Annotated in this window: 19 protein-coding genes and 1 pseudogene; 5 read left to right on the forward strand and 15 right to left on the reverse strand. The window is 71.9% G+C overall.

The window, feature by feature from the left end:
* Positions 1 to 55: 55 nt before the first annotated feature.
* The 4 genes from ettA (at position 56) to ACFYT4_RS14190 (ending at position 3,728) form a co-directional block, all read left to right on the forward strand.
* On the forward strand, positions 56 to 1,720 hold the full coding sequence (gene ettA, locus ACFYT4_RS14175) for an energy-dependent translational throttle protein EttA (protein ID WP_389268006.1): 1,665 nt from the start codon (positions 56 to 58) through the stop codon (positions 1,718 to 1,720).
* Between the two features lie 16 nt (positions 1,721 to 1,736).
* Positions 1,737 to 2,177 (forward strand): acyl-CoA thioesterase, encoded by a 441-nt coding sequence (locus ACFYT4_RS14180; RefSeq protein WP_389268008.1) that lies wholly within the window; start codon positions 1,737 to 1,739, stop codon positions 2,175 to 2,177.
* On the forward strand, positions 2,174 to 2,854 hold the full coding sequence (locus tag ACFYT4_RS14185) for a hypothetical protein (protein WP_389268010.1): 681 nt from the start codon (positions 2,174 to 2,176) through the stop codon (positions 2,852 to 2,854). Before ACFYT4_RS14180 ends, ACFYT4_RS14185 begins: the two co-directional genes overlap by 4 nt.
* 109 nt (positions 2,855 to 2,963) lie before the next feature.
* Positions 2,964 to 3,728, forward strand: a complete 765-nt coding sequence (locus ACFYT4_RS14190) for an IclR family transcriptional regulator (protein WP_389268012.1) — start codon at positions 2,964 to 2,966, stop codon at positions 3,726 to 3,728.
* 11 nt (positions 3,729 to 3,739) lie between these two features.
* Here the strand turns inward: ACFYT4_RS14190 and ACFYT4_RS14195 are convergent, their stop codons facing one another.
* The gene (locus ACFYT4_RS14195; protein WP_389268014.1) at positions 3,740 to 4,144 is read right to left on the reverse strand and encodes a globin; all 405 of its coding nucleotides are present in this window, start codon (positions 4,142 to 4,144) and stop codon (positions 3,740 to 3,742) included.
* Between the two features lie 375 nt (positions 4,145 to 4,519).
* Here ACFYT4_RS14195 and ACFYT4_RS14200 point away from each other — a divergent pair, with 375 nt between their 5' ends.
* The gene (locus tag ACFYT4_RS14200) at positions 4,520 to 5,509 is read left to right on the forward strand and encodes a methyltransferase domain-containing protein (protein ID WP_389268016.1); all 990 of its coding nucleotides are present in this window, start codon (positions 4,520 to 4,522) and stop codon (positions 5,507 to 5,509) included.
* A gap of 167 nt (positions 5,510 to 5,676) precedes the next feature.
* Here ACFYT4_RS14200 and ACFYT4_RS14205 read toward each other — a convergent pair whose 3' ends face one another.
* The 14 genes and pseudogenes from ACFYT4_RS14205 to ACFYT4_RS14270 all read right to left on the reverse strand — a co-directional run bounded on the left by ACFYT4_RS14205 (position 5,677) and on the right by ACFYT4_RS14270 (position 24,831).
* Complete coding sequence (locus ACFYT4_RS14205) at positions 5,677 to 6,975, reverse strand: FHA domain-containing protein (RefSeq protein WP_389268018.1); 1,299 nt, start codon at positions 6,973 to 6,975, stop codon at positions 5,677 to 5,679.
* Between the two features lie 50 nt (positions 6,976 to 7,025).
* Positions 7,026 to 8,384: a VWA domain-containing protein gene (locus ACFYT4_RS14210; RefSeq protein WP_389268020.1), complete on the reverse strand. Its 1,359-nt coding sequence runs from the start codon at positions 8,382 to 8,384 to the stop codon at positions 7,026 to 7,028.
* Positions 8,385 to 8,636: 252 nt separating this feature from the next.
* Positions 8,637 to 10,118, reverse strand: coding sequence for a protein phosphatase 2C domain-containing protein (locus ACFYT4_RS14215; protein ID WP_389268058.1), 1,482 nt, complete (start codon positions 10,116 to 10,118; stop codon positions 8,637 to 8,639).
* A gap of 453 nt (positions 10,119 to 10,571) precedes the next feature.
* A pseudogene (locus tag ACFYT4_RS14220) lies at positions 10,572 to 10,664 on the reverse strand (zinc ribbon domain-containing protein); the annotation flags it as partial.
* Between the two features lie 3 nt (positions 10,665 to 10,667).
* The gene (locus ACFYT4_RS14225) at positions 10,668 to 13,451 is read right to left on the reverse strand and encodes a tetratricopeptide repeat protein (protein ID WP_389268060.1); all 2,784 of its coding nucleotides are present in this window, start codon (positions 13,449 to 13,451) and stop codon (positions 10,668 to 10,670) included.
* A gap of 50 nt (positions 13,452 to 13,501) precedes the next feature.
* Positions 13,502 to 14,839 (reverse strand): hypothetical protein, encoded by a 1,338-nt coding sequence (locus ACFYT4_RS14230; RefSeq protein ID WP_389268022.1) that lies wholly within the window; start codon positions 14,837 to 14,839, stop codon positions 13,502 to 13,504.
* A 19-nt stretch (positions 14,840 to 14,858) separates the two neighbouring features.
* Positions 14,859 to 15,893 carry a glutamate ABC transporter substrate-binding protein gene (locus tag ACFYT4_RS14235; protein ID WP_389268024.1) on the reverse strand — a complete coding sequence of 345 codons (1,035 nt, stop codon included), beginning with the start codon at positions 15,891 to 15,893 and terminating at the stop codon, positions 14,859 to 14,861.
* 338 nt (positions 15,894 to 16,231) lie between these two features.
* Positions 16,232 to 17,686 carry a hypothetical protein gene (locus tag ACFYT4_RS14240; protein ID WP_389268026.1) on the reverse strand — a complete coding sequence of 485 codons (1,455 nt, stop codon included), beginning with the start codon at positions 17,684 to 17,686 and terminating at the stop codon, positions 16,232 to 16,234.
* A gap of 300 nt (positions 17,687 to 17,986) precedes the next feature.
* Positions 17,987 to 18,976: an N-acetylglucosamine kinase gene (locus tag ACFYT4_RS14245; RefSeq protein WP_389268028.1), complete on the reverse strand. Its 990-nt coding sequence runs from the start codon at positions 18,974 to 18,976 to the stop codon at positions 17,987 to 17,989.
* Positions 18,967 to 20,232: a 6-phospho-beta-glucosidase gene (locus tag ACFYT4_RS14250; RefSeq protein ID WP_389268030.1), complete on the reverse strand. Its 1,266-nt coding sequence runs from the start codon at positions 20,230 to 20,232 to the stop codon at positions 18,967 to 18,969. The genes ACFYT4_RS14245 and ACFYT4_RS14250 overlap by 10 nt, the downstream gene beginning before the upstream one ends.
* A gap of 6 nt (positions 20,233 to 20,238) precedes the next feature.
* The gene (locus ACFYT4_RS14255; protein WP_389268032.1) at positions 20,239 to 21,135 is read right to left on the reverse strand and encodes a carbohydrate ABC transporter permease; all 897 of its coding nucleotides are present in this window, start codon (positions 21,133 to 21,135) and stop codon (positions 20,239 to 20,241) included.
* A 1-nt stretch (position 21,136) separates the two neighbouring features.
* Positions 21,137 to 22,078: a carbohydrate ABC transporter permease gene (locus ACFYT4_RS14260; RefSeq protein WP_389268034.1), complete on the reverse strand. Its 942-nt coding sequence runs from the start codon at positions 22,076 to 22,078 to the stop codon at positions 21,137 to 21,139.
* 19 nt (positions 22,079 to 22,097) lie between these two features.
* Positions 22,098 to 23,435 (reverse strand): ABC transporter substrate-binding protein, encoded by a 1,338-nt coding sequence (locus ACFYT4_RS14265; RefSeq protein ID WP_389268036.1) that lies wholly within the window; start codon positions 23,433 to 23,435, stop codon positions 22,098 to 22,100.
* Positions 23,436 to 23,667: 232 nt separating this feature from the next.
* Positions 23,668 to 24,831: an ROK family protein gene (locus ACFYT4_RS14270; protein ID WP_389268062.1), complete on the reverse strand. Its 1,164-nt coding sequence runs from the start codon at positions 24,829 to 24,831 to the stop codon at positions 23,668 to 23,670.
* Between the last annotated feature and the right edge of the window lie 419 nt (positions 24,832 to 25,250).

A 25,250-nucleotide genomic window follows, 5' to 3' on the forward strand; every position in this document is an offset into this window, starting at 1 on the left:
TACGGCAAGATGGGGTGTATCTCTGCCCAAACACTTATCTGCCGGACGGTTTCTCTTGGCTGAGTACATCTACACGATGCGCAAGACGCGCAAGGCGCACGGCGACAAGGTCATCCTCGATGACGTGACGCTGAGCTTCCTGCCCGGCGCGAAGATCGGTGTGGTCGGCCCGAACGGCGCCGGTAAGTCCACCGTGCTGAAGATCATGGCCGGACTGGAGCAGCCGTCCAACGGCGACGCGTTCCTGTCACCCGGCTACACGGTCGGCATCCTGCTCCAGGAGCCGCCGCTGGACGAGTCCAAGACCGTGCTGGAGAACGTCCAGGACGGGGTGGCCGAGATCAAGGCCAAGTACAACCGGTTCAACGAGATCGGCGAGCTGATGGCGACGGACTACTCCGACGCGCTGCTCGACGAGATGGGCAAGCTCCAGGAGGAGCTGGACCACGCCAACGCGTGGGACCTCGACGCCCAGCTGGAGCAGGCGATGGACGCACTCGGCTGCCCGCCCGGCGACTGGCCCGTCACCAACCTCTCCGGTGGTGAGAAGCGCCGCGTCGCCCTGTGCAAGCTGCTGCTGGAAGCCCCCGACCTGCTGCTCCTCGACGAGCCCACCAACCACCTGGACGCCGAGTCCGTGCAGTGGCTGGAGGCGCACCTCGCCAAGTACGCCGGCACCGTCGTCGCCATCACCCACGACCGGTACTTCCTCGACAACGTCGCGGGCTGGATCCTGGAGCTGGACCGCGGCCGCGCGATCGGCTACGAGGGCAACTACTCCACCTACCTGGAGTCCAAGCAGGCCCGCCTCAAGGTCGAGGGCCAGAAGGACGCCAAGCGGGCCAAGCGCCTCAAGGAGGAGCTGGAGTGGGTCCGCTCCAACGCGAAGGGGCGCCAGGCCAAGTCCAAGGCCCGTCTCGCGCGGTACGAGGAGATGGCCGCCGAGGCCGACAAGATGCGGAAGCTGGACTTCGAGGAGATCCAGATCCCGCCGGGCCCCCGTCTGGGCAGCGTCGTCGTCGAGGTCGAGAACCTCTCCAAGGGCTTCGGCGACAAGGTCCTCATCGACGACCTCAGCTTCACCCTCCCGCGCAACGGCATCGTCGGCGTCATCGGCCCGAACGGCGCCGGCAAGACCACGCTGTTCAAGATGATCCAGGGTCTGGAGCAGCCCGACTCCGGCGCGATCAAGGTCGGCGAGACCGTCAAGATCAGCTACGTCGACCAGAGCCGCGCCAACATCGACCCCAAGAAGTCCCTGTGGGCCGTGGTCTCCGACGAGCTCGACTACATCAACGTCGGCCAGGTCGAGATGCCGTCCCGCGCCTATGTGTCCGCCTTCGGATTCAAGGGACCGGACCAGCAGAAGCCCGCCGGGGTGCTCTCCGGCGGTGAGCGCAACCGCCTGAACCTCGCGCTCACCCTCAAGCAGGGCGGCAATCTGCTGCTCCTCGACGAGCCTACCAACGACCTCGATGTCGAGACCCTCTCGTCCCTGGAGAACGCGCTGCTGGAGTTCCCCGGCGCGGCCGTGGTCGTCTCCCACGACCGCTGGTTCCTGGACCGGGTGGCGACGCACATCCTCGCGTACGAGGGCGACTCCAAGTGGTTCTGGTTCGAGGGCAACTTCGAGTCCTACGAGAAGAACAAGATCGAGCGCCTCGGCCCGGACGCGGCCCGCCCGCACCGTGCCACGTACAAGAAGCTCACCCGAGGCTGAGGGACTGAGATCACCCATGGCCCGTCATATCTACCGCTGCCCCCTCCGCTGGGCGGACATGGACGCCTTCGGGCACGTCAACAACGTGGTCTTCCTGAGGTATCTGGAAGAGGCACGCATCGACTTCATGTTCCGGCTCCAGCCGGGGGACGGCTCGCCCTCGTTCTCGGGCGGATCGGTTGTGGCGCGCCATGAGATCGACTACGTGCGCCCGCTGGTCCACCGGCACGAGCCGGTGGTCGTCGAGTCATGGGTGACGAGGATCAACGCGGCGTCTCTGACCATCGCGTACGAGGTCAAGGACACCGAGGGCGCCGCGGAGATCTATGCACGGGCCTCGACGGTCGTCGTCCCGTACAACCTCGAAGCGGGCCGCCCGCGCCGTATCAGCGCGGAGGAGAAGTCCTACCTCCTGCGGTTCCTGGAGGAGGCCGACGAAGGCGCGCTCGTCGCATGAGCGTGCCCGTGCGGAGCCTGCACTTCGCCGACGTGAGGGAGGCGGAGGACCTCGCCGCCTTCCTCGCCCGGCTGCTCCACTACGACCGGGCCGCCGCCGTCCGTCTCCAGGCGGGCGGCGCGGAGGGCCCCGCGCCGAGCCTCGCCGTCTTCGGCCGCCCGCCCTCGTTCGAGGTCCTGGCGATCCGTACGGCACGGCTCGGCGAACCCCTCCGGCTCGATGTCACGGTCTCCGCCGGTGAGCTGCTCGACGGCATCGGCGGAGACGGCTTCACCGTTCCCGGCTCCGTCACCGGACCGCCGTGGACGGGGGTGCTGCCGCCCCGGGGCGGCTGGCGCGAGCTGCCCGGACTGCCCGGGGTCACGGAGATGCGCGCAGCGGTCACCGCCGCCGTCGCCGAGTTCCGGAGCCGTGCCGAGCGGCTCCCCGCCGAGCACCGGACCCGTGCCGAGCGCGACCGCATCGGACGCGAGATCTGGTCCCGCGAGGTCGCCGGGACCCCACTGCCGCTGCGGGCCGTCCACGCGGCGCACTCCCTCGGCTTTCTGCGTCCGGACCTTCCGGTCGCACTGCTGTCCAGCGGCCCATGGCTCAGACTGCGTACGCCCTACGGGTCGATCGCCGTACGCACGAACGGGCTCGGCGGACTCAGCGTCATCCCCACCGGAACCGGTTGACACCCGCACCAGTGGGCAGGCGCGCAGGCAGATGATGACGCATCGCGCCTCGCGATGCGCAACGGCCGGACGGCACATTGGCCGATGAGGTGACGCGGGGGTTGGGCGGATGACGGACAAGGCGAGTGCCGTGCAGTCGGTGGACCGGGCCGTGAGCGTGCTGGAGAGCCTCGCCCGGCACGGCGAGGCCGGCGTCACGGAGATCGCCGAGGAGCTGGGGGTGCACAAGTCCACCGCGTTCCGGCTGCTCGGGGCGCTGGAGAACCGTGGCCTCGTCGCCCAGTCCCGGGAGCGCGGAAAGTACCGGCTGGGCGCGGGGATGCTCCGGCTCGCCGGTGCCGCGGCCGGGCGCCTCGACATCTCGCAGGAGGGCCTCCCCCTGTGCCGGGACCTCGCCGACGAGGTGGGCGAGACGGTGAACATCGCGATCCTCGACGACGACGCGGCGGTCAACGTCACCCAGGCCCGGGGCGCCGCCGCGGTCGCCACCTACAACTGGCTCGGCCGCCGCACCCCGCTGCACGCCACCTCCAGCGGCAAGGTCCTGCTCGCGCACGCGCCCGCGGCCGTCGGGAAGAGGCTGCTCGCCGCCGGGCTGGAACGGTTCACGGAGCACACGGTCACCTCGCCCGCCGTGCTCGACGCCCAGCTCGGCGCGTGCGCGGAGCAGGGGTACGCGGTTGTCGTGGAGGAGCTGGAGAGGGGGCTGAACGCGGTCGCCGCGCCGGTCCGCTCGTACGACGGAACCGTGATCGGGGCGCTCAGCGTCTCCGGCCCGGCCTACCGGCTCGGCGAGGAACTGCTGCCCGCGCTGGCCAAGCGGACGATGGCGGCGGCGGACGAGCTGTCCCGCCGCATGGGCCACGGCGGCTGAGCGGAAACCGGTCAGCCCTCGGTGTTCACCATGGAGGCCGCGGCGTAGGTCAGATACTTCCACAGCTGCTGCTCGTGCTCCGGCGACAGCTCCAGCTCGTCGACGGCGACCCGCATGTGCTTCAGCCAGGCGTCGTGCGCGGCCCGGTCGACCCGGAAGGGCACATGCCGCATGCGCAGCCGGGGGTGGCCGCGGTTCTCGGTGTAGGTGCGGGGCCCGCCCCAGTACTGCATCAGGAACAGCGCGAACCGGTCCTCGGCGGGGCCCAGGTCCTCCTCCGGGTACATCGGCCGCAGCAGCGGGTCGTCGGCGACGCCCTGGTAGAAACGGTGCACCAGCCGGCGAAACGTCTCCTCACCGCCGACCTGCTCATAGAAGGTCTGCTCTTGAAGGGTGCCGCGCGGAATCTCAGTCACCCGTCCATGGTCTCAGACCGACCGGCCGAGGACTCGGGGCCTAGGACCTCTCTCCGCCGTCGCCCCCGGGTACCGGGAGCCTTCCGGCCGGAGCCCGTGAGTCCGGTCCCGGCCCGCCACCGGGTCGGGTGACGTCACGGGGCCGGTGACGCCGTGGGTCGGGTGACGTCACGGGTCGGGTGAAGGGGCCGCTACGGGTGCCGGGCCGATGCCGGGGCGCGGGACGGGGTCCGGGGCGCCCGTACCGCCGTGTACGGGTCCGGGGGCCGTGGCCGTGGTCCGGCCGGGAGCCCATGGCCGGCCGCCGACCGGCCGTGATCCCGCCGTGCGGCCGGGGTGCTCGCGTCCGTCGCGGCGGCGCAGCACAGTGGAGATATGGGTACGCACCTGGAACGGTATGCCGAGCCCGCCGACGAGGCGCGCGCGGCGATGGTGCGGGTGATCGCCGCCGAAGGAGGGCTGAGCGACCCCGCCTGGCGCCTCGCGTTCGAGGAGGTCCCCCGGCATCTGTTCGTGCCGTACTACTACGTCAACTGGGCCGGCACCTACGAGCGGCTGTGGAACGAGGACCCCGACCCCGCGCGCCGCGAGCGCTGGCTGCGCGGGGCCTACTACGACGGGCCCCTGGCCACCCGGGTGCGCGACGGCGAGCTGATCTCCTCCAGCAGCCAGCCGTCCCTGATGGCGAGGATGCTGGAGGCGCTGGAGGTCCGGTACGGGGACGACGTCCTGGAGATCGGCGCGGGCACCGGCTACAACGCGGCGCTGCTGTGCCACCGGCTCGGCGACGAGCATGTGACGACCATCGACGTGGAGCCGGAGATCACCGAGTCGGCGCGCGCGCATCTCGCGGCCGCGGGCTACCGCCCCGCCGTCGTCACCGGGGACGGCGCCCGGGGCTGCCCCGGCCGTGCCCCCTTCGACCGGATCATCGCGACCTGCACCCTGCCGTCGATCCCGTACGACTGGCTGCCGCAGTGCCGCCCGGAGGCGCGGATCCTCGCCCCGCTCTCCACCGGGCTGATCGCCCTTCGTGTACGGGACGACAGCCGGGGGCGCTTCGCCGAGGGGCGCTTCCTGCGGACCTCCGCGTACTTCGTCCCGCTGCGCGGGGGAGGCGCTCCACCGGAAGGACGCTCCGGCAGGCTGCCCCGGCGCGCGATCGAGAACGACCTCTTCCGCTTCCTGCTCACGCTGACCGAGGGGAGCCTCGATCCACGGGAGGCGCTGTCCCTGTGGGAGCGTGAGCGGCGCCCGCGCCGGGACCGGTTCGGGATCACGGTCAGCGGGCGTCATCAGTGGGCCTGGCTGGACGACCCCGGAGGACCGTACATCTGGCCGCTCGGTCACCAGGCCGCCGGGTGAGGACCTGCTGCCGGGACCACTGTCCGAAGGCCATTTTTCGAAGGCTCCGTGACCCCTGGACCCGCATGGGCCCTGGACCCATGCGCCGGGTTCCCGCAGGCCCGGATCCGGCCCGGTTCTCCGAAGCTCCGGGAGCCGGGCCGGGTGTGCCCCGGCCCGGGTCCGGCTCAGCCGCGGCGGATCGTGATCGTCGTCCAGGCGCCGACGTGGACCCGGTCGCCGTCGTTCAGCGGCACGGGCACATAGGGCTGGATCGGGTCCTCCGCGCCGTTGAGCGTGGTGCCGTTGGTGGAGTTCTGGTCGACGACCGACCAGGAGCCGTCGGACTGCTGCACCAGGAGGGCGTGCTGGTGCGAGACACCCGGGTCCTCCGGCGGCACGGACAGATCGATGTCGGGCGACTCACCGGTGGAGACCCGGCGCCGGCCGATGGTGATCTGGTTCCCCACCAGCGGAAGGTGCTGCTCGGGGGAGTACGCGGGCAGATTCAGCCCGCTCGCGTCGGGGCCGCTGCGCTGCATCATCGCCATGAAGTACTCACGGTCGGGCCCGATGACGGCCGTCCAGCCGCCCGGGTGCTGATACGACGGCGGCGACTGGTGCTGACCGGGACCCGGTCCTTGGCCGTGCCCCTGCGCATGTCCCTGCCCGTGCCCCTGGCCCTGGGCATGTCCTTGGCCCTGGTCGGGCCGGCCGTACTGCGGCGGCGCCGGCTGCTGCTGGTACGACGGCGGACCACCCTGCTGTCCCGGCCCGTGCGGCGACTGCGGCTGCGAGGGCGGCGGCAGGGTCCAGTCGTCCGTACCGACCGTCTGCTGCGGGGCGGCGGGGGGAGCGGACTGCTGCTGATACGGCGGAGGGCTCTGCTGCCCCGGGCCCCGGGGGTCCTGACCGCCCGTGAACGGCGGCGGAGGAGGCGGCCCCTGCTGGAACGACGGAGGCGGCGGCTGATGCGCCTGCCCCTCGTGCAACGGCTCGGCCGGCCGGTTCAGCTGCGAGGGCCGTGAGCCCCGGTAGTCGTAAGCGTCGTGCCCCTGGCCGGGCCCGGGGCCCTGCGGTGTCCCGCCCTGGGGACCCGGATCCTGCGGCCTCGGACCCTGCGGCGGCGCGGGTGGCTGCTGCTGCGCAGGCTGGTTGGTGAAGCCCGCCGGGAGATGCGGTCCCGGCGGCTGCGGGGCCGGTGCCAGCGGTGTGTACGAGGTCGCCGTGTGCGTCAGGAAGTTGTACCGGCACTCCTCGCAGTACGGCGCCATCGCCTCGCGCGGGGTGCGGCACTGCGGGCACAGCTCCGCGTGGGCCGTGGCGTTCGGGTCACCCGGGCCCGGGTAGCCGTAGCCGTAACCGGACGACGGCGGAGGGGGCGGCGGGGCGGTCCCCGCCGGAGCGCCGGGGGCGGCCATGCGATGGCCACAGACTTCGCACCAGTCGTCGGAACCCGACTGGTGTCCGTTCGGGCAGGTCGGCATGGAGACGCCTCCCCCTCTCCTCGTCCGGCCCCGAGGGCCGCTGCTCAGAACTACTTCTTCACACGAACCGTCTTGGTGGAACGCGTTTCGAGTGTCATCTCATCGGCGTCCGCGACCTTCGCTTTCAGTCGCACAGTACCCGTCGCCGCGTCGACGACGTCCACCACCTTCGAAAGCAGTTTCGCAGTGTCCTCGTTCCCGGATGCAGCCGCCAGCTGTACGGCACGGCCCAATTTGGCCGTCGCGCCATCGAAATCACCGGATTTGCGGGCATCCAGACCCTGCTGGATGACCTGCGCCAGTTCGGCCTGGCCGGTGTAGTGCGCCACCTGCGGATTGATGGAGGTGGAAGCCGCCATGTCGTCCGTCCACACCGCCCGGATCAGTCCCTGCGAGAGCACCTCGGGTGTGCCGCCGTCGGGGGCCGGGATGATCAGCGAGGCACGCGCCGCCAGCATCTCCTGGCCGATGCCGGCCTCCGGGACCTGGACGCAGACGTGATAGTCACGGGACTCGTCACCCCAGGAACCGGTCGGATAGTCCCCGGCGCGGGGACCCGCCTGCGTACGCCGGCCGGTCAGTTCCTCGACCGTGGGGGCCACCTGCTTGACGAACTTGATCTCCACACCGACGGGCGTCCACAGCCGCAGAGCCACGTCCGCGACCTCCTTGCCCATCGCGTTCTCCATCATTCCGGTGAAGTCGGCGGCGAGATGGGCCGGATCGGCCACGATGTCCGCCGTGCCGAGCAGCGCGGACGCGATGCCGGTGACCTCCTTGACCTCCCAGTCCGTCCCGACGCCCCGTGCGTCACAGGTGAACCGGCCGGCCACGGCGTCCAGCGCCGATCGCAGGTCCTTCGGCGACTCGTGCTCGTTGCGGCCGTCGGTCAGCAGGATGCCGTGCCGGATCGGGCTCTCGGAGGTGGCCAGCAGCCGGTCCGCCAGCCGCAGCCAGGTGCCGATCGCGGTGCCGCCGCCCGCGGTCAGCCGCCGCAGTGCCTCCTTCGCCTCCGCGCGCGTCTCGCGTCCCGCGACCGCGAGACGGTCGCCGCGGGGATAGATCTGGGCGGCCAGATGCGTACCCGAGATCACCGCGAACTCCACGCCGTCGCGCAGGGTGTCGATCGCCGCGGCCGTGGCGTCACGGGCGTTCCGCATCTTGGTCGGCGGGTAGTCCATCGAACCGGAGGCGTCGACCATGATCACGACGGCGGCGCCGGCGGTGGGCGAGGGTATCGCGGACGGTGACGCGGCGGCGCCCGCCAGTGGAGCCCCGCCGCTGGTGCCGCCGCCGGTGGAGGTGACGGTCACGATCGCGCTCACCTCGCGGCCGCCCTCCGGCAGGAACTCGTTCTGGTACACGTCGACGGAGAACTGAGGCACCTGGGACTTGGAAAAATTGGCCATCTGATGGGCTCCTTGAGCACTCCACTCGGGAGAGTCGGTCAGCGGGGAAGTCGGAGACGGGCAGGGTCCGGGTGACAGCTGCGGTGTGGTGTGCGGTGCTGCGGTCTGCGGGGTGGTGCGGCCGTGGGGCGGGCTCGTGAGGGGCGGGAGGTCGGCGCGTGGGTCGGTCCTGGTCGGCGTGATCCGGTTCGGGTCTCGGGTGGCGGCCGGCACGGGCGCGTGCCGGTGAACACGTACGGATGCACGCCCTGGTCAGATGGTGTGGGCCGATCCCGCCCCTTGCCGCGCCACCGCGAACGGCAGGACCGCCACCGTGACGTTGTCGTGGCCGCCGCCGTCGAGGGCGTGCCCGACCAGCACCTGGGCGCTGTGCAGCGGGCGGGCGGCGGCGTCGGCCGGGATCGCCCTGGCCATCTCGTCGGCGGCTTCCGCGTAGTTCCACAGGCCGTCCGTGCAGACCACGACCACTCCGGGGCGGTCCGGCTTGTAGGCCGCGGTGTGCGGGTCCAGTTCGTACGCGTCGGCCCCCAGCCAGCCGGTGATGGCGTGGGCCCGCTCGTCCGCGTACGCCTCCTCCTCGCTCATCAGGCCCGCCGCGACCATCTGGGCCGCCCAGGAGTCGTCCTCGGTGAGCCGGGCGGCGGGTCCGCCGCGGTCGTCGGGCACCCAGTAGGCCCGGCTGTCCCCGACCCAGCCGACGATCAGCAGTCCGCCCGCCGAGACGGCCCCGACGATCGTGCAGGCGGGCGCGTTCTGATGGCGCTGCGGGTCGTGGTCCATCGCGTCGCCGTGCGGGACGTGTGCGGCCAGGGAGTTGACCGCCGTCGCGGCGGCGACGATCGCATCCCGCATGGCCTGCTGGGGGTGGGTGCCGCGCGGCAGCACCTCCAGCAGCAGCTCGTTCGCCGCGCTGGCGGCGGCCTGTGACGCCTCGTCGGGCCGGGTCGCCGAGGAGACGCCGTCGCAGACGATCGCCACCACGGCCGGTGAACCGTCGGGCAGCACGGTGGTCGACACCGCGAACGCGTCCTCGTTGCGGTGGTGGCGCAGCCCGCGGTCGCTGACGGCCGCGACCGCGTCCAGCTCCCGCTCCATGTGGTCCCGCTCGCGGGGCTGGGCGTGACCGCAGTTCTCGCAGTACCCGTCGGTGTCGACGTGCCCGGCCCGGCAGGCCACGCAGACCTTCTCACCGCCGCCGCCCCGGGACACCGCTCCCGCCGCGCGCGGATCGGCGGCGGCACGCTCCCGCGGTACGGACTCCGGCGGAGCCGCTTCCGCGGGTACGGACTCCAGGGGGGCCGCCCCGTGCGGCGCCGGCTCCTCGCGGGCGGGCTCGTGCGGCCCGGACGGCTGACGGCCGGACGACCGATGGGCGGACGGCGGGTGCCCGGTCGGCTGCCGGCCCGGCCCCTGTGGCGTCGGATCGGCCAGTTCGAAGTCCCCGGAGGCCGGGCCGGGCGTACTGCCCGGGGGAATGTCCGGCGCTCCGGACGCCCATGGACCGCCGTGGCGCGCGGCGGAGACGGGCTGCTGCCCGCCGCCGGACCGGCCGGCCTCCTGCGGGTGCCCGGCCCGGGGCGGGTGGTCGCCGCCCACTCCGCTCGGGATCCCCGCGATACCGGAAGAGGGCCGTCCCGTGGTACCCGGCGCGCCCGGCCCCTCACCGGTCAGGGGAGCCCGGGGCGCGCCCGGCGCGCCGCCGACGTGTGAATGCGCGCCGGTGCCGCCGTACACGCCCTGCTGCTCCCCGTCCGGACCCACGGAGGGGGACGGTCTGCTTCCGCCCGGATCCCCGCCGTGGGGCGGGAGGTACGCGCCCTCGTCGTGGGCGGACGCGGGGAAGCGCCCGCCACCCGGAGGGCTCGGGACGCTCGTCGAGGCGCCGACGCCGGATCCGGGGGCCGATCCAGGGCCGGGGACGGCTCCCGAACGGGGGGCTTCCGGGCCGCCGGGGGCCCGGAAGCCCGGAGCGCCGGCCGTGGCGCCGGGTCCCGCCCCCGTATCGCCGTGGGGCGGGAGGTACGCGCCCGCCGAGTCCACGCCCGGGAGGTCACCGGGGCGGTGGAGCGGCGCGGGCGTGCCCCGGCTGTCCGTGCCGGTGGCGGCCGGCCACCGCACCGGGGTCCCGATCGCGAGGGTCGGGCGGTCGGAGCCGGGCGGCCGCGCGGGCACGGCCGACAGGTCGTGACCGCACGCGCCGCAGAAGCGGTCGTCCACCTCCACCGGTTCGCCGCAGCCGGGGCAGGACGCCCCGGCCGACTGCTGCATCTGCGACGCCATCGATCACACCCACGTCCGGGGGCGGAAGCGGTTCGCGCGCTCCACCAGATCCATCCGCTCCTCACCCTGCTGGGCGAGCCGGGCGAGGACCCGGTACGAGCGTTCCAGCCCGAAGCGGAGGCCGCGTTCGTCCAGTTCGCTGCCGAGCAGTACGGACGGGACGCCTGCCCGCCGGGACGTGCTCGCCGAACCCGGTACGGACGGCGGTGCTCCGGGACTACCGGAGAGTACCCAGTCCAGTGCCGTGCCGAGTACCTCTGTGGACAACTGCTCGCGGCGCACCGGGTCCAGTCCGAAGTTCCGCAGCGCCTCCACCTGCGCCGCCGCGGCCGACAGATCGTCGATCAGCGGATCGTGCGCGGCGCGGCGCCGCAGCCTGGAGCGCACGGCGGCGACCCGGGCCGCCGTGTAGTGGATCGACGCCTCCGGCACGGACTCCAGCGTCCGTACGGCACCGGCCCGGTCACCGGCGGCGAGCTGCACCCTGGCCAGGCCGAACGCGGCGCTGACGTAGCTCGGGTCGGTCGTCCACACCAGGCGGTAGTACTCCGCCGCGTTGTCCAGCTGGCCGAGGACCTCGGCGCAGACACCGAGCGCGAGCTTGGGCGCGGGCTCGCCGGGGAACGCGTCGTAGATCGCGTCGAAGGAGAGCGCCGCCGCCTCGTGGTCCCCGGTCACCAGAGAGGTCATTCCGCGGTACCAGACGACCCTCCAGTCGTCCGCGTACCTCTCCTCCAGCTCCGTCAGGGCCCCGGCGGCCGCGTCCGGTTCGCCCATCTCCAGGCGGGCCCGCAGCTCACGCAGCCGGGTCTCGGGGGAGGGTGCGGGAGCCGACCGGAGGGCGGCGATCAGCTCGGCGGGGGCGGCGGCCATCAGACCGGCGAGGAATCCCGCGTTCGGGTCGTCCGGGGCGACCCGGGGGACCGGGAGCGCGAGGGACACGGCGGAGGTGTCGAGCGCGACGAGGGTCGGTGCGAGCCTGGCGCTCAGGGCCGCGCCGCCCGGCCCGTACCCGATGGCTCCGCCCGTGCCGGCTCCGGCGGCGGGCACGACTGCGCCGGGCGTACCGGGAGCACCGGGGCCGCCGGGGGTTCCCGCACCCGCCGCGCCCTGGATCGCCCCGCCCGGACCCGCCTGGTTCGGGATCGCGCCCCCGGGCAGGGCCCCGCCGGGCAGGCCGCCGACCCCGAGGGCTCCGCCGGGGGCGCCCCCGGGCAGCGCACCTCCGGAAGGCGCGGTTCCGGCGAGCGGTACCCCGGTTGGCGGGGCTCCGGCGGGCGAACCCGCCGCAAGCGCCGGGGCCCCGCGCACGCCCTTGCCCCGGCCCCTGCCCGGGGTGACCGCCCGCGCGCCCAGCGACGACACGTCGTCCGTCAGCTCCGCGAACAGCTGCGTGTCCGTGACCTTCAGTTCCGGCCCGAACAGGGTGGACAGCGAGGGCCGCGGACGCCCCGTCTGCAGTGCGACGACCTCCCGCAGAACACCCGTCAGCTGCTCCGCCATCTCCTCCGCCGAGGCGAACCGCCGCGCCGGGTCCGGGTCCGTCGCCCGGACGAGGAGCCGGTAGAAGGACTCGTACGTCCGGAAGACCTCGATGTTGTCCGGGTCGGGCAGGGAGTCCACGAACACATTGGTGTAGCCCTGGAAGTCGAAGGTCAGAACGGCGAGCGTCCGTGCGACCGTGTAGAGGTCCGAGGAGACCGACGGCCCCTTCTCCGCGACCTCGGGGGCCTGGTAGCCCACCGTGCCGTAGATCGCGGACTCCTCGTCGTCCATGCGCCGGACCGCGCCCATGTCGATCAGCTTCAGCTGGTCCTGCTGCTGGATCGCGTTGTCGACCTTGAAGTCGCAGTACAGCAGGTTCCTGCTGTGGAGATGGCCGAGCGCCTCCAGCGCCTCGATGCCGTACGCGCACGCCTGCTCGACCGGCAGCGGATCGCGCTTGCCCGAGGCGTCCCGCCGGTCGTTCGCGATCTCCTTGAGGGACTTGCCGCCGACGTACTCCATGACGATGTAGCCGTCAAGGGAGCCGGTCCGCTGGTCGAGGTGCTCGACGAAGTTGTAGATACGGACGATGTTCGAGTGCTCGATCTCGGCGAGGAAGCGCCGCTCGGAGATCGCCGCGGCCATCGCGTCCTGGTCGCCGGTGTCCAGCAGGCCCTTGAGGACGACCCACCGGTCGGAGACCGCGCGGTCCACCGCCAGATAGACCCAGCCCAGACCGCCGTGGGCCAGACAGCCCACCACCTCGTACTGGCCGCGCACGATGTCGCCCTCGGACAGCTTGGGCACGAACGAGTACGGGTGCCCGCACGAGGTGCAGAACCCCTCCGTACGCCCGGCGCGCTCACCGCGTGAACGCCCCACCGGGGCCCCGCAGTCGGAGCGGGAGCAGAACCGCTTGCGCTCGGGGACCTCGGGGTCGCTCATCACCGCGGAGCGCGGATCGGGGCGCGGCACATCGGGCACGCTCACCAGGCCCGCGCCCAGGCGGTTGCGGCCGGACGCCTTGGCGGAGGTGCCGGAGGCGCGCACCGAGACCGAGCGGGACGAGGTACTGGACCCGGTCAGGGACCTCGACAGCCGGCCCGAGACCGACCGGCGCGACGTCGACGAACGCGAGGAGGACCGGGAGGACGCCCGGGACGAGGCGCGCGAACTGTTCCGTACCGAGGAACTCGCGCCGCCCCGGGCCCGGGAGCCGGCCGTACCGCCGGTGCCGCCACCGGTCGCCGCGACGACGGGAGCGAGACCGCAGGTGTCGCAGTACAGCTCGCCGTCGCCCATGTCCTCGTAGCCGCCGTCGCAGCCGGGCCGCTGGCAGCTCTGCCTCTCGCTCACGAATCCCCCCTGCGGTCGGCGGGCCCGGACCGTCCGGACTCCGCGTGGGCCAGGGCCTCCGCCGCGGCCTGCTGGTAGCGGAGCACCGCCTGCTCGGCGACACGGAGATCGCACGGCGCGCTCCACAGCATCCTGCGCGCCACGTCGTACCGCTCGATCAGCATCGGGTCCTCCGCGAACCCGTGCCGGGCCACCTTCGCCTTGTACGCGTCCAGCCGCCCGCGCAGCTCGGCGCGGACCGCGAGCGGGGCGGTGACGGCGGTCAGGGACTCGCGGGCCCGCAGCAGTTCGTCCTCGGCCTCCCGCTCCAGGGACTCCAGGAGCGGTGAGAGGCGGTGCCACTGGGAGTGCCTGCGGTACTCGGCGGCGGTGGCCAGCCGCTCCTGGAGCGCGGTGGGCGGGCCGCTGACCGCGGGTACCTCCGACGCGGCGATCTTCGCCAGTACCTCACCGCGCGCGGACCGCGCCTCGGTCAGGGTCCGGTCGGCGCGCGAGAGGACGTCGCGCAGCCGGATCAGCCGCTCCTCGGAGTCCTGCCGGACCCTCAGTACGGCCTCGATCTCCCGGCGGACGTCCTCCAGGGCGCGCGCCGCCCGGTCGTAGCGGTCGGTGTCGGGGCGGCCGCCGCCGGGCGCGGAACTGCCCGGCGCGGGACGCCAGAAAGCCAGCGGGTCGGAGATCACCTGGGTGCGCAGTGTGGACAGCTCGTGGGTGATGGACTCCAGTTCGTCGCCCGACGGGTGCTCACCGGGCCGGACGCCGACGGAGCGCGCGAGCGAGCGGGTGCGCTGGAGCTCCGCCGAGAGCAGGTCGATCCGCGCGGGCAGCGCGGACCACACCGCGTCCGCCGTCACCACCATGTCGAGCGAGGTCGCGTACAGCTCGTTCATCCGCTCGACCAGCTCTTCGAGGGTGAACTGCTCGGAGAGCCGGGCGGGCCCGCTGATCGAGGGCGAGGTGTGGGCGGCCGGGTTGGCCACGGTCACACTGCGGCCCCGGAGCCGCTCCGTCAGATCCACCAGGTCGTCACGGCTGGACCAGCGGCGGCGGGCCCGTACCTCCCGGATGTCGGCCAGGGCGGTGGTGTACGCGTCGAAGTACCCCCACAGCAGGGTGATCGCCTGCTCGGTGGAGGCCCACCGGTCCTTGGTGACCCCGGTCAGCTCGGCGCCTTCGAGGAGCCTGCGGCCCGCGTGGTCCTGGAGGGCGAGCAGCGAGGTCTCGATCGCCTCGTGCTCGGCGCCCAGCCGCGCCAGGGCGCGGTCCACGTCGTCCCGGTCCATCGCCGGCCCATGGGTCCTTCCGGAGCCGGGGGAGGGTCCAGCGACGCCCATCGATCACCTCTTTCGTAGGTCAGCCGGTGCGGTACTTGGGCGCGGGCGGCCCCGATATGCCGGGCAGATCGGCTTTCAGCCATTTGTCGTACGCGGCGGTCCAGGGGGTCCCGCGGTAGTCCTCCAGCACCCGGTTGACCCGGCGGACCAGGTCGTCCTTGCCGAGCTTGGTGGCGACGCCGTAGTACTCGGTGGTGAAGGGCCGACCGCCCTTCAGCCCGACGGCCGGGTCCTGGGCCGCCTGGCCCGCGCCGAGCGCGTTGTCCGTGACGACCGCGTCGACGAGGCCCTCCTGGAGCCGTACCAGACAGTCGAGCTGGTTCGGCACGGTGAGGATGTCCTCGTCCCCGGGCTTGTCGTCGTTCGTGTCCTTGAAGACCGCCCCGAACGAGTTCTTCTCCAGGGCCTCGTACGCGGTCGAGCCCTCCGCGGAGCAGACCCGCTTGCCCTTCAGCGAGGTGTTGTACCCGGTGATGCGCGAGCTCTTGGAGGCGAGGACCTGCTGTCCGGCCTGGAAGTACGCGGTGGAGAACGCGACCTGCTTGATACGGGCGCAGTTGATCGTCATCGTCCGGACGACGATGTCCACCGTGCCGTTGTTCAGCGCGGGGATGCGCTGGTTGGTGGGGATGGCGCGGAAGATGACGGCGTCCCGGTCGCCGACGATGTCCTCGGCGATGGCACGGGCGAGATCGATGTCGAAGCCTTCGAGCTTGCGGGTCACGGGGTTGCGGTAGCCCCAGCGGTAGCTGTTCTGGTCGACGCCGACGATCAGCTTGCCGCGCTTCTTGATGGCGTCGATGTTCGGCCCGTCGGCGGACGAGGGGGTGAGCGACGCCTCCGGGGTGGAACAGGTGGTGTTCGCCTTGGCGGGGGTCGCCGCGGACACGCCCTCGCCGTGAGCGGCGATGGCGGACCCGGCGCCCTGGGAGAGCGGGATCAGCGTGGCGGCGGTCACCGCGCAGGCGGCGGCCATCGCGGCGACACCGCCCCAGCCTCGGAAGCTGAACCGGCCCGCGCCGGCCCCGGCCCCGGTGGTTCCGTTTCCGCGCACCCCGGTCCCGGTCCCGGAGCCGCCCGTGGCCGCACCCGGCGTAAAGCCTTCACCGGACCCGGACCCGGACCCGGACCCCGACCCGGACCTTGATCCCGCCCTGGTCGTGGCTGCGCCGAAGCCGCTCCGCAAGCGGGCCCGGAAGCCCCGGGTGCCGTGCCGGGAGCCGTCCCCGTCACCGGCCGGGAGCCGGGCCGCCGGGCCGGTCGTGGCCCCGGCCGGCGGACCGGACGCGGACCCCGCGCCGGGCCCGGAGTCCGGCGCGGGGTGCGCGCCGGCCCCGGTCGGCGGGCGGCCGCTGCCCGGCTCGGTGTTCCTGTCCGTCATCCCTCCCCCTCTCACCGGTACTCCGCAAGCCTGCGGCTGATGCCCAGGATCGCGCCGAGCGCGCCCAGGACCCCGAGCACGGCCGCCCCGATCGGCAGCCCGCCCAGAGCGCTCCGCCCGTCCTCGGCGGCCCGGGTGAACTCCCGCTGCTCGTGCGCCAGTGCCTTCGCCAGCGCCGCGTCCACCTGGTCGAACGACTGCCCGGTGGAGCCCTTCTGGCCGATGACCTTGTCCAGCGCGCCGTCGTAGTCACCGGACCTGTCCGTCGCGCTGACCTTCTCGTGCTTCTCCTGCCACGCGTTCACACTCGTGGCCGCCGCCCGGACGGGATCGCGGCCCTCGCGGTCGTCCGCCATGCGCTGCGCCCGGCTCAGACCCTCGCCGAGGTCGCGCATGTTCTCCCCGTACTCGGTCTCGTACTTGTCGCTCTTGCCGTCGTCGGTGAGCACCGCGCCCCGGGCCACCAGGACGAGGTTCTCATTGGCGCGGGCCTTCAGGGAGCTGATGCGTGCGTCGTTCAGCACCTTGAGGGACTGCTGGCCGCTCGTCCGCGCCTCGTTCAACTGCGCGCCGGCGACGGTGTGCGCGACGACCAGCCAGAGCAGCACGACCGCCGAGGCGGCCGTCGCGGCGAGCAGCCCGTGGTTGAAGACCCGGTTCGTGTGCCGGTAGTTGCGCCGCTGGGCCCAGAAGAGGGTGCCCAGCGCGATCGCGCCCACCAGGAGCGAGAACACCGGCCAGAACCGGGCGTCCTCGTCGTCCTGGTCGAGACGGGCCGTCTCGGCGTCGTACAGCTTCTGGGCGGCGGGCAGCAGCACCTTGGTCATCTGCTCGTTGGCGAAGCGCAGATACGCGCCGCCGAGCGGCAGACCCTGGCGGTTGTACGAACGGGCCGTCTCGATCCGTCCCGTGTACACCGGCAGTTGCTCGTTCAGCGTGGCGATCTGGCGGCCGGACTCGCTCGAACTGTCCGTGTTCGTCGCGGCCTTGATCAGCAGGCGGGAGGCGAGGGCGATGTCCTTCTCGTACCGCTCGCGCACCTCGGCGGGTTCGTTCACGGCGCCCGCGAGGAAGCCGCTGGACGCCGCCGTGTCCGCGTCGGCCAGTGAGCGGTAGACGGACGCGGCGTCCGCGCTCAGCGGCTGGCTGCGGCTGACGACGTCGTCGGCGGCGGACGCGCGGCCGGAGACCTCGAACGCGGTCACCGCGCCGAACGCGACCACCAGCGCGGCCAGTACGGCTCCGATGATCTGGAGCCGCCCCGGCTCGGTCGTCGCGGCGGTACGCAGCCGGGTCGTCGCCCCCGAGAGCGCGCCGCGCCGGAGCGAGGCGGCGGCAGGCGGCGCCCCCGGCGGCGGCATGCCCGAGTACGGGCCGGGCCCGGAGCCGGGCGCCCCGGGCGGCTGCGTGGGTGTGGACGCCGGGGCCGACTGAGGCGTGGTGCGCACATTCGGCGGGTTTGTCACGAGACCTCCCCCTTGGTCGCTGACGGCGGCCCGCTCCCCTGCGGGTCGGGGGATGACCCCTGGCCAGTCAGTATGGCCGCGATGGCCGACAATCACAGCAGGATTGACTGGATCTTGAACCTGTGCCGATGGATCAGCGGGTGATCTCCCCACCGTGAATACGCTTCACACGCGTGATCGGTTCCCGGTGCACGGGGCGGATCGAGGCGTTCCCGGGCGGTCTCCGGGGCGGTGCCGGGGGAGAAGGTTCGCGGGCGCGCCTCCCGCAGCCGTGGGGCACGGGAGGCGCGCCCGGCACCGTCAGGCGGTGAAGTGGGAGCGCAGGCGGGCCCGGGACTCCGGTGGGGCCCCCGTGTGGTCGAGACCCAGCAGGATCGCGCCGAGGACGGGCGGGGCCGTCACGACCTCCGCCGACGCCTTGGGGGCCTTCGCGGCGAGCAGGGCGGTGATCTGGGCGTCCAGTTCGGGATGCCGGGCAGCGAGCACGCTGCCGCCGAGCAGGACGGGTGCCTCCTCGTCGAGGAGATCGAGGCGGGAGAGGGCGACCGTGGACATCGACACGACCTCCTCCGCCAGCCGGCGGACCAGGGACCGGGCCACCGCGTCGCCCGCCGCGCTGGTCGCGAAGAGCACCGGGGTCAGCTCGTGCGTACGGGCATAGGGGATACCGCCCCGGTGCAGCGCCTCGATCAGCGCGTACATGGAGTCCAGCCCGAAGTGCCCCGGCAGGGTGCGCGCCAGGGCCGTCGGCTCCCCCCGGCCGTCCTCCGCGCGGGCCGCGTGCCACAGGGACTCCTCCGCCAGTCCCTGGCCGCCGCCCCAGTCCCCGGAGATCTTGCCGATCGCGGGGAAGCGGGCGGTACGGCCGTCCGGCAGCATGCCCACGCAGTTGATGCCCGCGCCGCAGACGACGGCCACACCGCGGGGCTCGTCCAGCCCCGCTCGCAGGATCGCGAACGTGTCGTTCCGTACGTCCGTCGTACGCCCCCACCCGCGCGCGGCCAGAGCCGCCGTCAGCTCCCGCTCCTCCACCGGCAGATCCACATTGGCCAGACAGGCCGAGACGTGCTCGGCCCCGTCGATGGGCCGCCCCTGGGCCCGCGCCAGGCAGAGCGCCTCGTCGACGGTCGCCGCGAGGGCGTCGATCGCCGCCTCCACACCGACCTTCGGCGGCTGGAAGCCATGGCGTCCGCGCGCCGACGCGAGGATCGATCCGTCCCGGTCGACGAAGGCCACGTCGGTCTTGCTGTTGCCCGCGTCGATGGCGAGGACGGAAGCGGTCACGCCCACGCGAGGTGCTCCCGGTTGTGCGCGATCAGCTTGTCCGTGAGCGCCTCGGCGTACTCGTACTGGCCGATCAGGGGATGCGACAGCAGCGCCTTGAAGACACGGTCGCGCCCGCCGAGCAGGGCCGCCTCCAGCGCCAGGTCCTCGTACGCGGTGACCTGGGCGGCGAGCCCCGCGTACAGCGGATCGACGGCGGACACGGCGAGCGGGTTCGCGCCCTGCGGGCCGACGGCCGCCTGCGTCTCGATGACGGCGTCGTCCGGGAGGAAGGGCAGGGTGCCGTTGTTGAGGGTGTTGACCACCTGGTACGGGCTGCCGCCCGCGCCCAGCAGCGACGCCGCCAGATCCACGGCCGCCTCCGAGTAGTACGCCCCTCCCCGCTTCGCCAGCAGCTCGGGCTTGGTGTCGAGCGCCGGGTCGCCGTACATCTTCAGGAGGTGCTTCTCCATCTCGGCGACCTCGGCGGCCCGTGAGGGCTTGGTCCCCAGCTCCCGTACGACCTCGTCGTGCGCGTAGAAGTAGCGCAGATAGTACGAGGGGACCACACCGAGCCGGTCCAGGAGCACCCGCGGCAGCCGCAGATCGTCCGCGATCGCCTCACCGTGCTCGGCCAGCAGCTTCGGCAGCACATCCGCGCCGCCGGGCCCCCCGATCCGTACGCCCGTCTCCCAGCTCAGATGGTTGAGCCCCACATGGTCGAGATGGACGTCGGACGGGCTCACGTCCAGCAGCCGCGCGAACTTCCGCTGGAAGCCGATGGCGACGTTGCACAGCCCGACGGCCCTGTGGCCGGCCCGCAGCAACGCCCGGGTCACGATCCCCACGGGATTGGTGAAGTCGATGATCCAGGCGTCCGGGTTGGTGCGCCGCACCCGCTCGGCGATGTCGAGGACGACGGGAACGGTCCGCAGCGCCTTGGCGAGGCCGCCCGCGCCCGTCGTCTCCTGGCCGACGCAACCGCACTCCAGCGGCCAGGTCTCGTCCTGGAGACGGGCCGCCTGGCCGCCGACGCGCAGCTGGAGCAGGACCGCGTCGGCGTCCGCGACGCCCGCGTCGGTGTCCGAGGTGGTGACGACTGTTCCTTGGTGTTCCTGCTTGGCGAAGATCCGCCGCGCCAGGCCGCCGACCAGTCCGAGCCGCTCCACGTCGGGGTCGACGAGGACCAGTTCGCTGATGGGGAGTGTGTCCCTCAGCCGGGCGAAGCCGTCGATCAGTTCCGGGGTATAGGTGGATCCGCCACCCACGACAGCGAGCTTCATAGATGTCTAGCCCTTCACTCCGGTCAGTGTGACTCCTTCGACGAACGCCTTCTGGGCGAAGAAGAACACGATGATCACGGGGGCCATGACCAGGACGGTCGCGGCCATGGTCAGATTCCAGTCGGTGTGATGCGCTCCCTTGAACGACTCCAGTCCGTAACTGAGCGTCCACGCGCCCGGGTTCTCGGAGGCGTAGATCTGCGGCCCGAAGTAGTCGTTCCAGGCGTAGAAGAACTGGAACAGCGCCACCGCGGCGATGCCCGGCTTGGCCATCGGCAGCACGATCCTGATCAGCGTGCGCAGTTCACCGCAGCCGTCCACCTTCGCCGAGTCCAGATACTCGTTGGGGATGGTGAGCAGGAACTGGCGCAGCAGGAAGATCGAGAACGCGTCACCGAACGCCATCGGGATGATCAGCGGCCACAGGGTGCCGGCGAGGTCCAGCTCCTTCGCCCAGAAGAGGTACATGGGAATGATGACGACCTGCGGCGGCAGCATCATCATCGAGATGACGAGCATCATCGCCAGCCGCTGTCCGCGGAAGCGGAACTTGGCGAGCGCGTACGCCACCGGGATCGAGGACAGCACCGTCAGGACGGTCCCGAGGCCCGCGTACAGCAGGGTGTTGCGCCACCAGGTCAGAAAGCCCGGAGTGTCGAGCACCTTGGTGTAGTTGTCCCACTCCCAGCTCGTCGGGATCAGATCCCGGGTGAGCGTCTGCTGGTCGCTCATCAGCGAGGTCAGCACGACGAACACGAAGGGGAGGACGAAGAACAGCGCCGCGGCGATGCCGAGCGAGTGGACCGCGATCCAGTGCAGCAGCGCCTTGCGGCGGGCCGTCCGCCCGGCGGCCGTGACGGGCGCGGAGTCCGTCACCGGTTCCTTGTCGTGCACTCGGGCCATCTCAGTCACCCACCTGTACGAGGCCGCCGCGCCGGCGCATCAGAAGCGCGGTGAAGGCCATGGAGAGCACGAACAGGACGAGTGCGATGACCGCCGCCGCGCCGTAGTCGAAGCGCTGGAAGCCGATGTTGTAGATCAGCTGCGGCAGCGTCAGCGTGGACTTCTCGGGGTAGCCGGGCTCGAACTGCTGCCCGCTGCCGCCGATGATCCCGGACGCGACCTTTCCCGCGACCAGGGGCTGGGTGTAGTACTGCATCGTCTGGATCACTCCGGTGACCACGGCGAACATCACGATCGGCGAGATGTTCGGCAGGGTCACGAAGCGGAAGCGCTGCCAGGACGACGCGCCGTCCAGCTCGGCCGCCTCGTACTGCTCCTTCGGGACGTCCAGCAGCGCCGCCATGAAAATCACCATGAGATCGCCGATGCCCCAGAGCGCGAGCATCGTGAGCGCCGGCTTGGACCAGGCGGGATCGGTGAACCAGCCGGGGCTGGGCAGCCCGACCGAGTCGAGGATCGAGTTCACCGGTCCCGTACCGGGGTTGAGCAGGAAGACGAAGGCCAGCGTGGCGGCGACCGGCGGCGCGAGGAACGGCAGATAGAACAGGGTGCGGAAGACCCCGGCACCCGACTTGATCCGGGTGATGAGCAGACCGATGCCGAGGCCGAAGACCACCCGGCAGGTGACCATCACCACGACCAGCCAGAGCGTGTTCTGGAGCGCGGGCCAGAACAGCCGGTACTCACTGAAGACGTAGGTCCAGTTCTCCAGGCCGTTGGGGGTGGGCGGACGGAAACCGTCGTACTTCATGAAGGAGAAGTAGACGGTCGAGATCAGCGGATACGCGAAGAAGACGCTGAAGCCGATCAACCAGGGCGACAGAAAGGCCACGGTTCGAAGCGCCGACCTGCGGCGCTTCGAACGCAGGGTGTGCGTGGTCATCGCTCGGTGGTTCCGGTGGCTACTTCTGCTTCGCGATGTCGGTGTCGATCTGCTTCGCCGTCTTCTCCAGGCCGGCCTGGAGGTCCTTCACCTTGCCCGCCTCGTACTGGTAGCCGAAGTCCTGGAACGTCACCTGGTAGGCGCCGCCGTCGACGTTCGCCGGGGTGGTGCTGGACTTGGGGTGCTTGGCGATGTCGATGAACGTCTTGAACGCGGGGTCGAACTTCAGGTCGGGCGAATCCAGCGCCTCGATCGTGGAAGGCACGTTCCGGATGCCGTTGGAGAAGGCCACCACCGCGGCGGTGTCCGTGGTCATGTACTTCACCAGCTCCCACGCCGCGTTCTGCTTCTTGCTGGTGGAGGCTATGCCCATGATCGTGCCGGAGAGATAGCCCTTGCCGTAGTCCGCGACCTGGTCGTCGGCGACGGGCAGCGGGGCGGTGCCGATCCTGAACTTCACACCCGCGTCCTTGGCCATGCCGAGCCGCCACTCCCCGTCGAGCTGCATGGCGACCTGGCCGGTGTGGAAGGGGTGCTTGGCGCCCCACTCGTCACCGAAGGTGTTCCGGTACTTCTCCAGCTTCGCGAAACCGCCGAGCTTGTCGACGAGACCCTTCTGATAGGTCATCATCTTCGCGAACGCCGGGTCCTTGGCGATGTTCGACTTGCCGTCGGCGTCGAAGTAGGTCGGCGACCACTGCGAGGCGTAGTGCATCGGGGTGGTCTCGTAGCCGTGGTAGTTCGGCATGAAGCCGAGCTGCGCATAGCCGCCGCCCTTGGGCTTGGTGAGCTTCTGGGCGACTTTCTCGAACTCGCTCCACGTCTTCGGCGGCGCGGTGATCCCGGCCGCCTCGAAGGCGTCGATGTTGTAGTAGAGGCCGTACGCGTCGTTCAGCAGCGGCAGGGCGCACTGATTGCCCTCGAACTGCGTGTAGTCCAGCAGTGGCTTGTGGAAGACCTTCGCCGGGTCGATCTTCGACTTCTCCAGGAACGGCTTGAGGTCGACGAACGCGCCGCTCGTGCAGAACTTGCCCACGCTGTCCGTCGTGAACGACGAGACCACGTCCGGGGCCTTCGAACCGCCCGCCCGCAGCGCCTGGTTGATCTTGTCGTCGGTCATGTTGCCGACGACCTTGACCGTGATGTTCTTGTGGGCGGCCTCGAAGCGCTTGACGTTGTCCTGGATCGCCTTGACCTCGCTGGGCGCGGACCAGCCGTGCCAGAGCGTGAGGGTGGTCTTGGCGTCGGGGTCGTCGTCGGCCGCGTTCTCGGTCGACCCCGTACAGGCCGAGGCGAACAGGGCGAGCGCGGCGGTCGCGGCCAGCGCCGCTGCTGTCTTCCTGGTGCGTGTGGACATGGCGGTGTCTCCCTGTGGCGGGTCGGGGGTGAGAGATGGCGGTACGGGTGGTGCCGAGGGGTGCCGTTGTGTGTGCCGTGCCGGGTGCGGTGGTCGCGGTGCTGGTTTCTGGTGGTTCTGGTGGTTCCAGTGGTGCGTGGTGGGTCGTGCGTGTGCGGTGGTCGCGGTGCTGGTGGTGCGGTTGTACGGCGGTGCTGTCGAACGGTGGTGCGGTTGTACGGCGGTGCGGCGGTCAGTGTGCCGAGGTGTCGAAGACCTCGTCCCGCGTGGTGGCCAGGGCGCTCTCCAGCGCCCCGCGCAGGACCGGGTGTTCGCGTACGGAACCGAGCACGAGCCGGGGCCGGGAGGCGGCCAGCTCCGTCAGCTCCGCCTGGACGCGGGCGCGCAGTGGCTCCCCGCCCGCGGTGATCACCTCGCCGGACAGGACGACGAGTTCGGGATCGAGTACGGCGACCATGGACGCGAGCCCCGTGGCCAGCCCGGTCGCGTACGCGTCGAGCAGCAGTCGGTACGGGCCCGATCCGGCCTCGGCCGCCCTGGCGACCAGCTCGGTCGCGACCTTGGTGTAGTGGCCGTGGCCGACGTCCGTCACCCCCAGCTCCCGGGCCAGGCGCGGCAGCGCCTGCGCGCCGGCCAGTTCCTGGAAGCCCCCGCTGTTGGCCTTGGTCACCTGCCGTACGAGCGGGGTGCCCGGCACCGGCAGGAAACCGACCTCACCCGCCCCGCCGGTGAAGCCGCGGTGCAGCCTGCCGCCGATGACGAGGGCGGCGCCGAGACCCTCCTCGTTCCACAGCAGCATGAAGTTCTCATGGCCGTGGGCGACCCCGAGCCGCTGCTCGGCGAGGGCGACGAGATTGACGTCGTTCTCGTACTCGACGGGCATCGGCAGCGCGGCGGCCAGCTCGTCGAGCAGCGTGGGGGAATGCCAGCCGGGCAGATGCGAGGCGTACCGCAGCCGGCCGGTGGACGGGTCGAACGCGCCCGGTGTCCCGATCACGAGCCGGTGGATGTCCGCCCGGGTCAGCCCCGCCGCCTTCGCGGCACCGTCGAGGGCCTCCGTCACCTGGCGTACGACACTTTCGGCGCGGCGGCCCGGGGTGAGCAGCTCGAACTCCCCGACCGTCGCGCCGGTGATGTCGGCCACGGCGGCGCGGATGCGCTGGGGTGTCACATCGAGCCCGGCGGCGAAGGCGGCCCGTGCGTTGACCGCGTACAGCTGGGCGTTGGGGCCCGGCCTGCCCTCGGTCGTCCCGGTGGCGACGACCAGCCCGGCCGCTTCCAACCGCACCAGCAACTGGGACGCGGTGGGCTTGGAGAGCCCGGTCAGCTTCCCGATCCTGGTGCGGGAGAGGGGCCCGTGCTCCAGCAGCAGATCGAGCGCCGCGCGGTCGTTCATCGCGCGGAGTACGCGCGGTGTACCGGGAGTGGTAGTGGCCACGGCGACGCACCTGCCCTTCGGCGAGAGGCCCCTGGATGGACTGTTAGGAAAGTTTCCTATCGGGGGTGAGAGGAAACTAGGCCGGGGGGCGGGGGGCCGTCAATGGCCGGAGCTTCCGCGGCAACCAAAGCGTTACCTTCGCGGGACGCGGGGACGCCGGGGACGCGGGCGCCGCGTGCGGGGACCGGCGCCGACCGGCGGGCGGGTGGCCGACGGGTGGCCGGTGGGCGCGGGTTTCGGGTGGCGTGGGCGGCCGGACTGCGCGTGGCGGAGGAGATTCGGTGCGGTGGAGTACGGAAACGGCGGAGGCGGGCACCCCCCCGGGGGGCCCCCAACCCCCGATACAGTCCCCCCAAAATCAGAAAGTTAGGCCGGGT

This window comes from Streptomyces sp. NPDC004609 (genome assembly GCF_042873655.1).
GTDB lineage: Bacteria > Actinomycetota > Actinomycetes > Streptomycetales > Streptomycetaceae > Streptomyces.

Bases quoted from the DNA above. Each gene is read 5' to 3' on its own strand.
- ACFYT4_RS14250 (WP_389268030.1), bottom strand. From the start codon at position 20,232: ATGAAGCTCGCTGTCGTGGGTGGCGGATCCACCTATACCCCGGAACTG.
- ACFYT4_RS14190 (WP_389268012.1), top strand. From the start codon at position 2,964: ATGACGGACAAGGCGAGTGCCGTGCAGTCGGTGGACCGGGCCGTGAGC.
- ACFYT4_RS14230 (WP_389268022.1), bottom strand. From the start codon at position 14,839: ATGGGCGTCGCTGGACCCTCCCCCGGCTCCGGAAGGACCCATGGGCCG.
- ACFYT4_RS14180 (WP_389268008.1), top strand. From the start codon at position 1,737: ATGGCCCGTCATATCTACCGCTGCCCCCTCCGCTGGGCGGACATGGAC.
- ACFYT4_RS14185 (WP_389268010.1), top strand. From the start codon at position 2,174: ATGAGCGTGCCCGTGCGGAGCCTGCACTTCGCCGACGTGAGGGAGGCG.
- ACFYT4_RS14255 (WP_389268032.1), bottom strand. From the start codon at position 21,135: ATGGCCCGAGTGCACGACAAGGAACCGGTGACGGACTCCGCGCCCGTC.
- ACFYT4_RS14200 (WP_389268016.1), top strand. From the start codon at position 4,520: ATGGGTACGCACCTGGAACGGTATGCCGAGCCCGCCGACGAGGCGCGC.
- ACFYT4_RS14225 (WP_389268060.1), bottom strand. From the start codon at position 13,451: ATGGGCGACGGCGAGCTGTACTGCGACACCTGCGGTCTCGCTCCCGTC.
- ACFYT4_RS14205 (WP_389268018.1), bottom strand. From the start codon at position 6,975: ATGCCGACCTGCCCGAACGGACACCAGTCGGGTTCCGACGACTGGTGC.
- ACFYT4_RS14210 (WP_389268020.1), bottom strand. From the start codon at position 8,384: ATGGCCAATTTTTCCAAGTCCCAGGTGCCTCAGTTCTCCGTCGACGTG.
- ACFYT4_RS14270 (WP_389268062.1), bottom strand. From the start codon at position 24,831: ATGAACGACCGCGCGGCGCTCGATCTGCTGCTGGAGCACGGGCCCCTC.
- ACFYT4_RS14260 (WP_389268034.1), bottom strand. From the start codon at position 22,078: ATGACCACGCACACCCTGCGTTCGAAGCGCCGCAGGTCGGCGCTTCGA.
- ACFYT4_RS14265 (WP_389268036.1), bottom strand. From the start codon at position 23,435: ATGTCCACACGCACCAGGAAGACAGCAGCGGCGCTGGCCGCGACCGCC.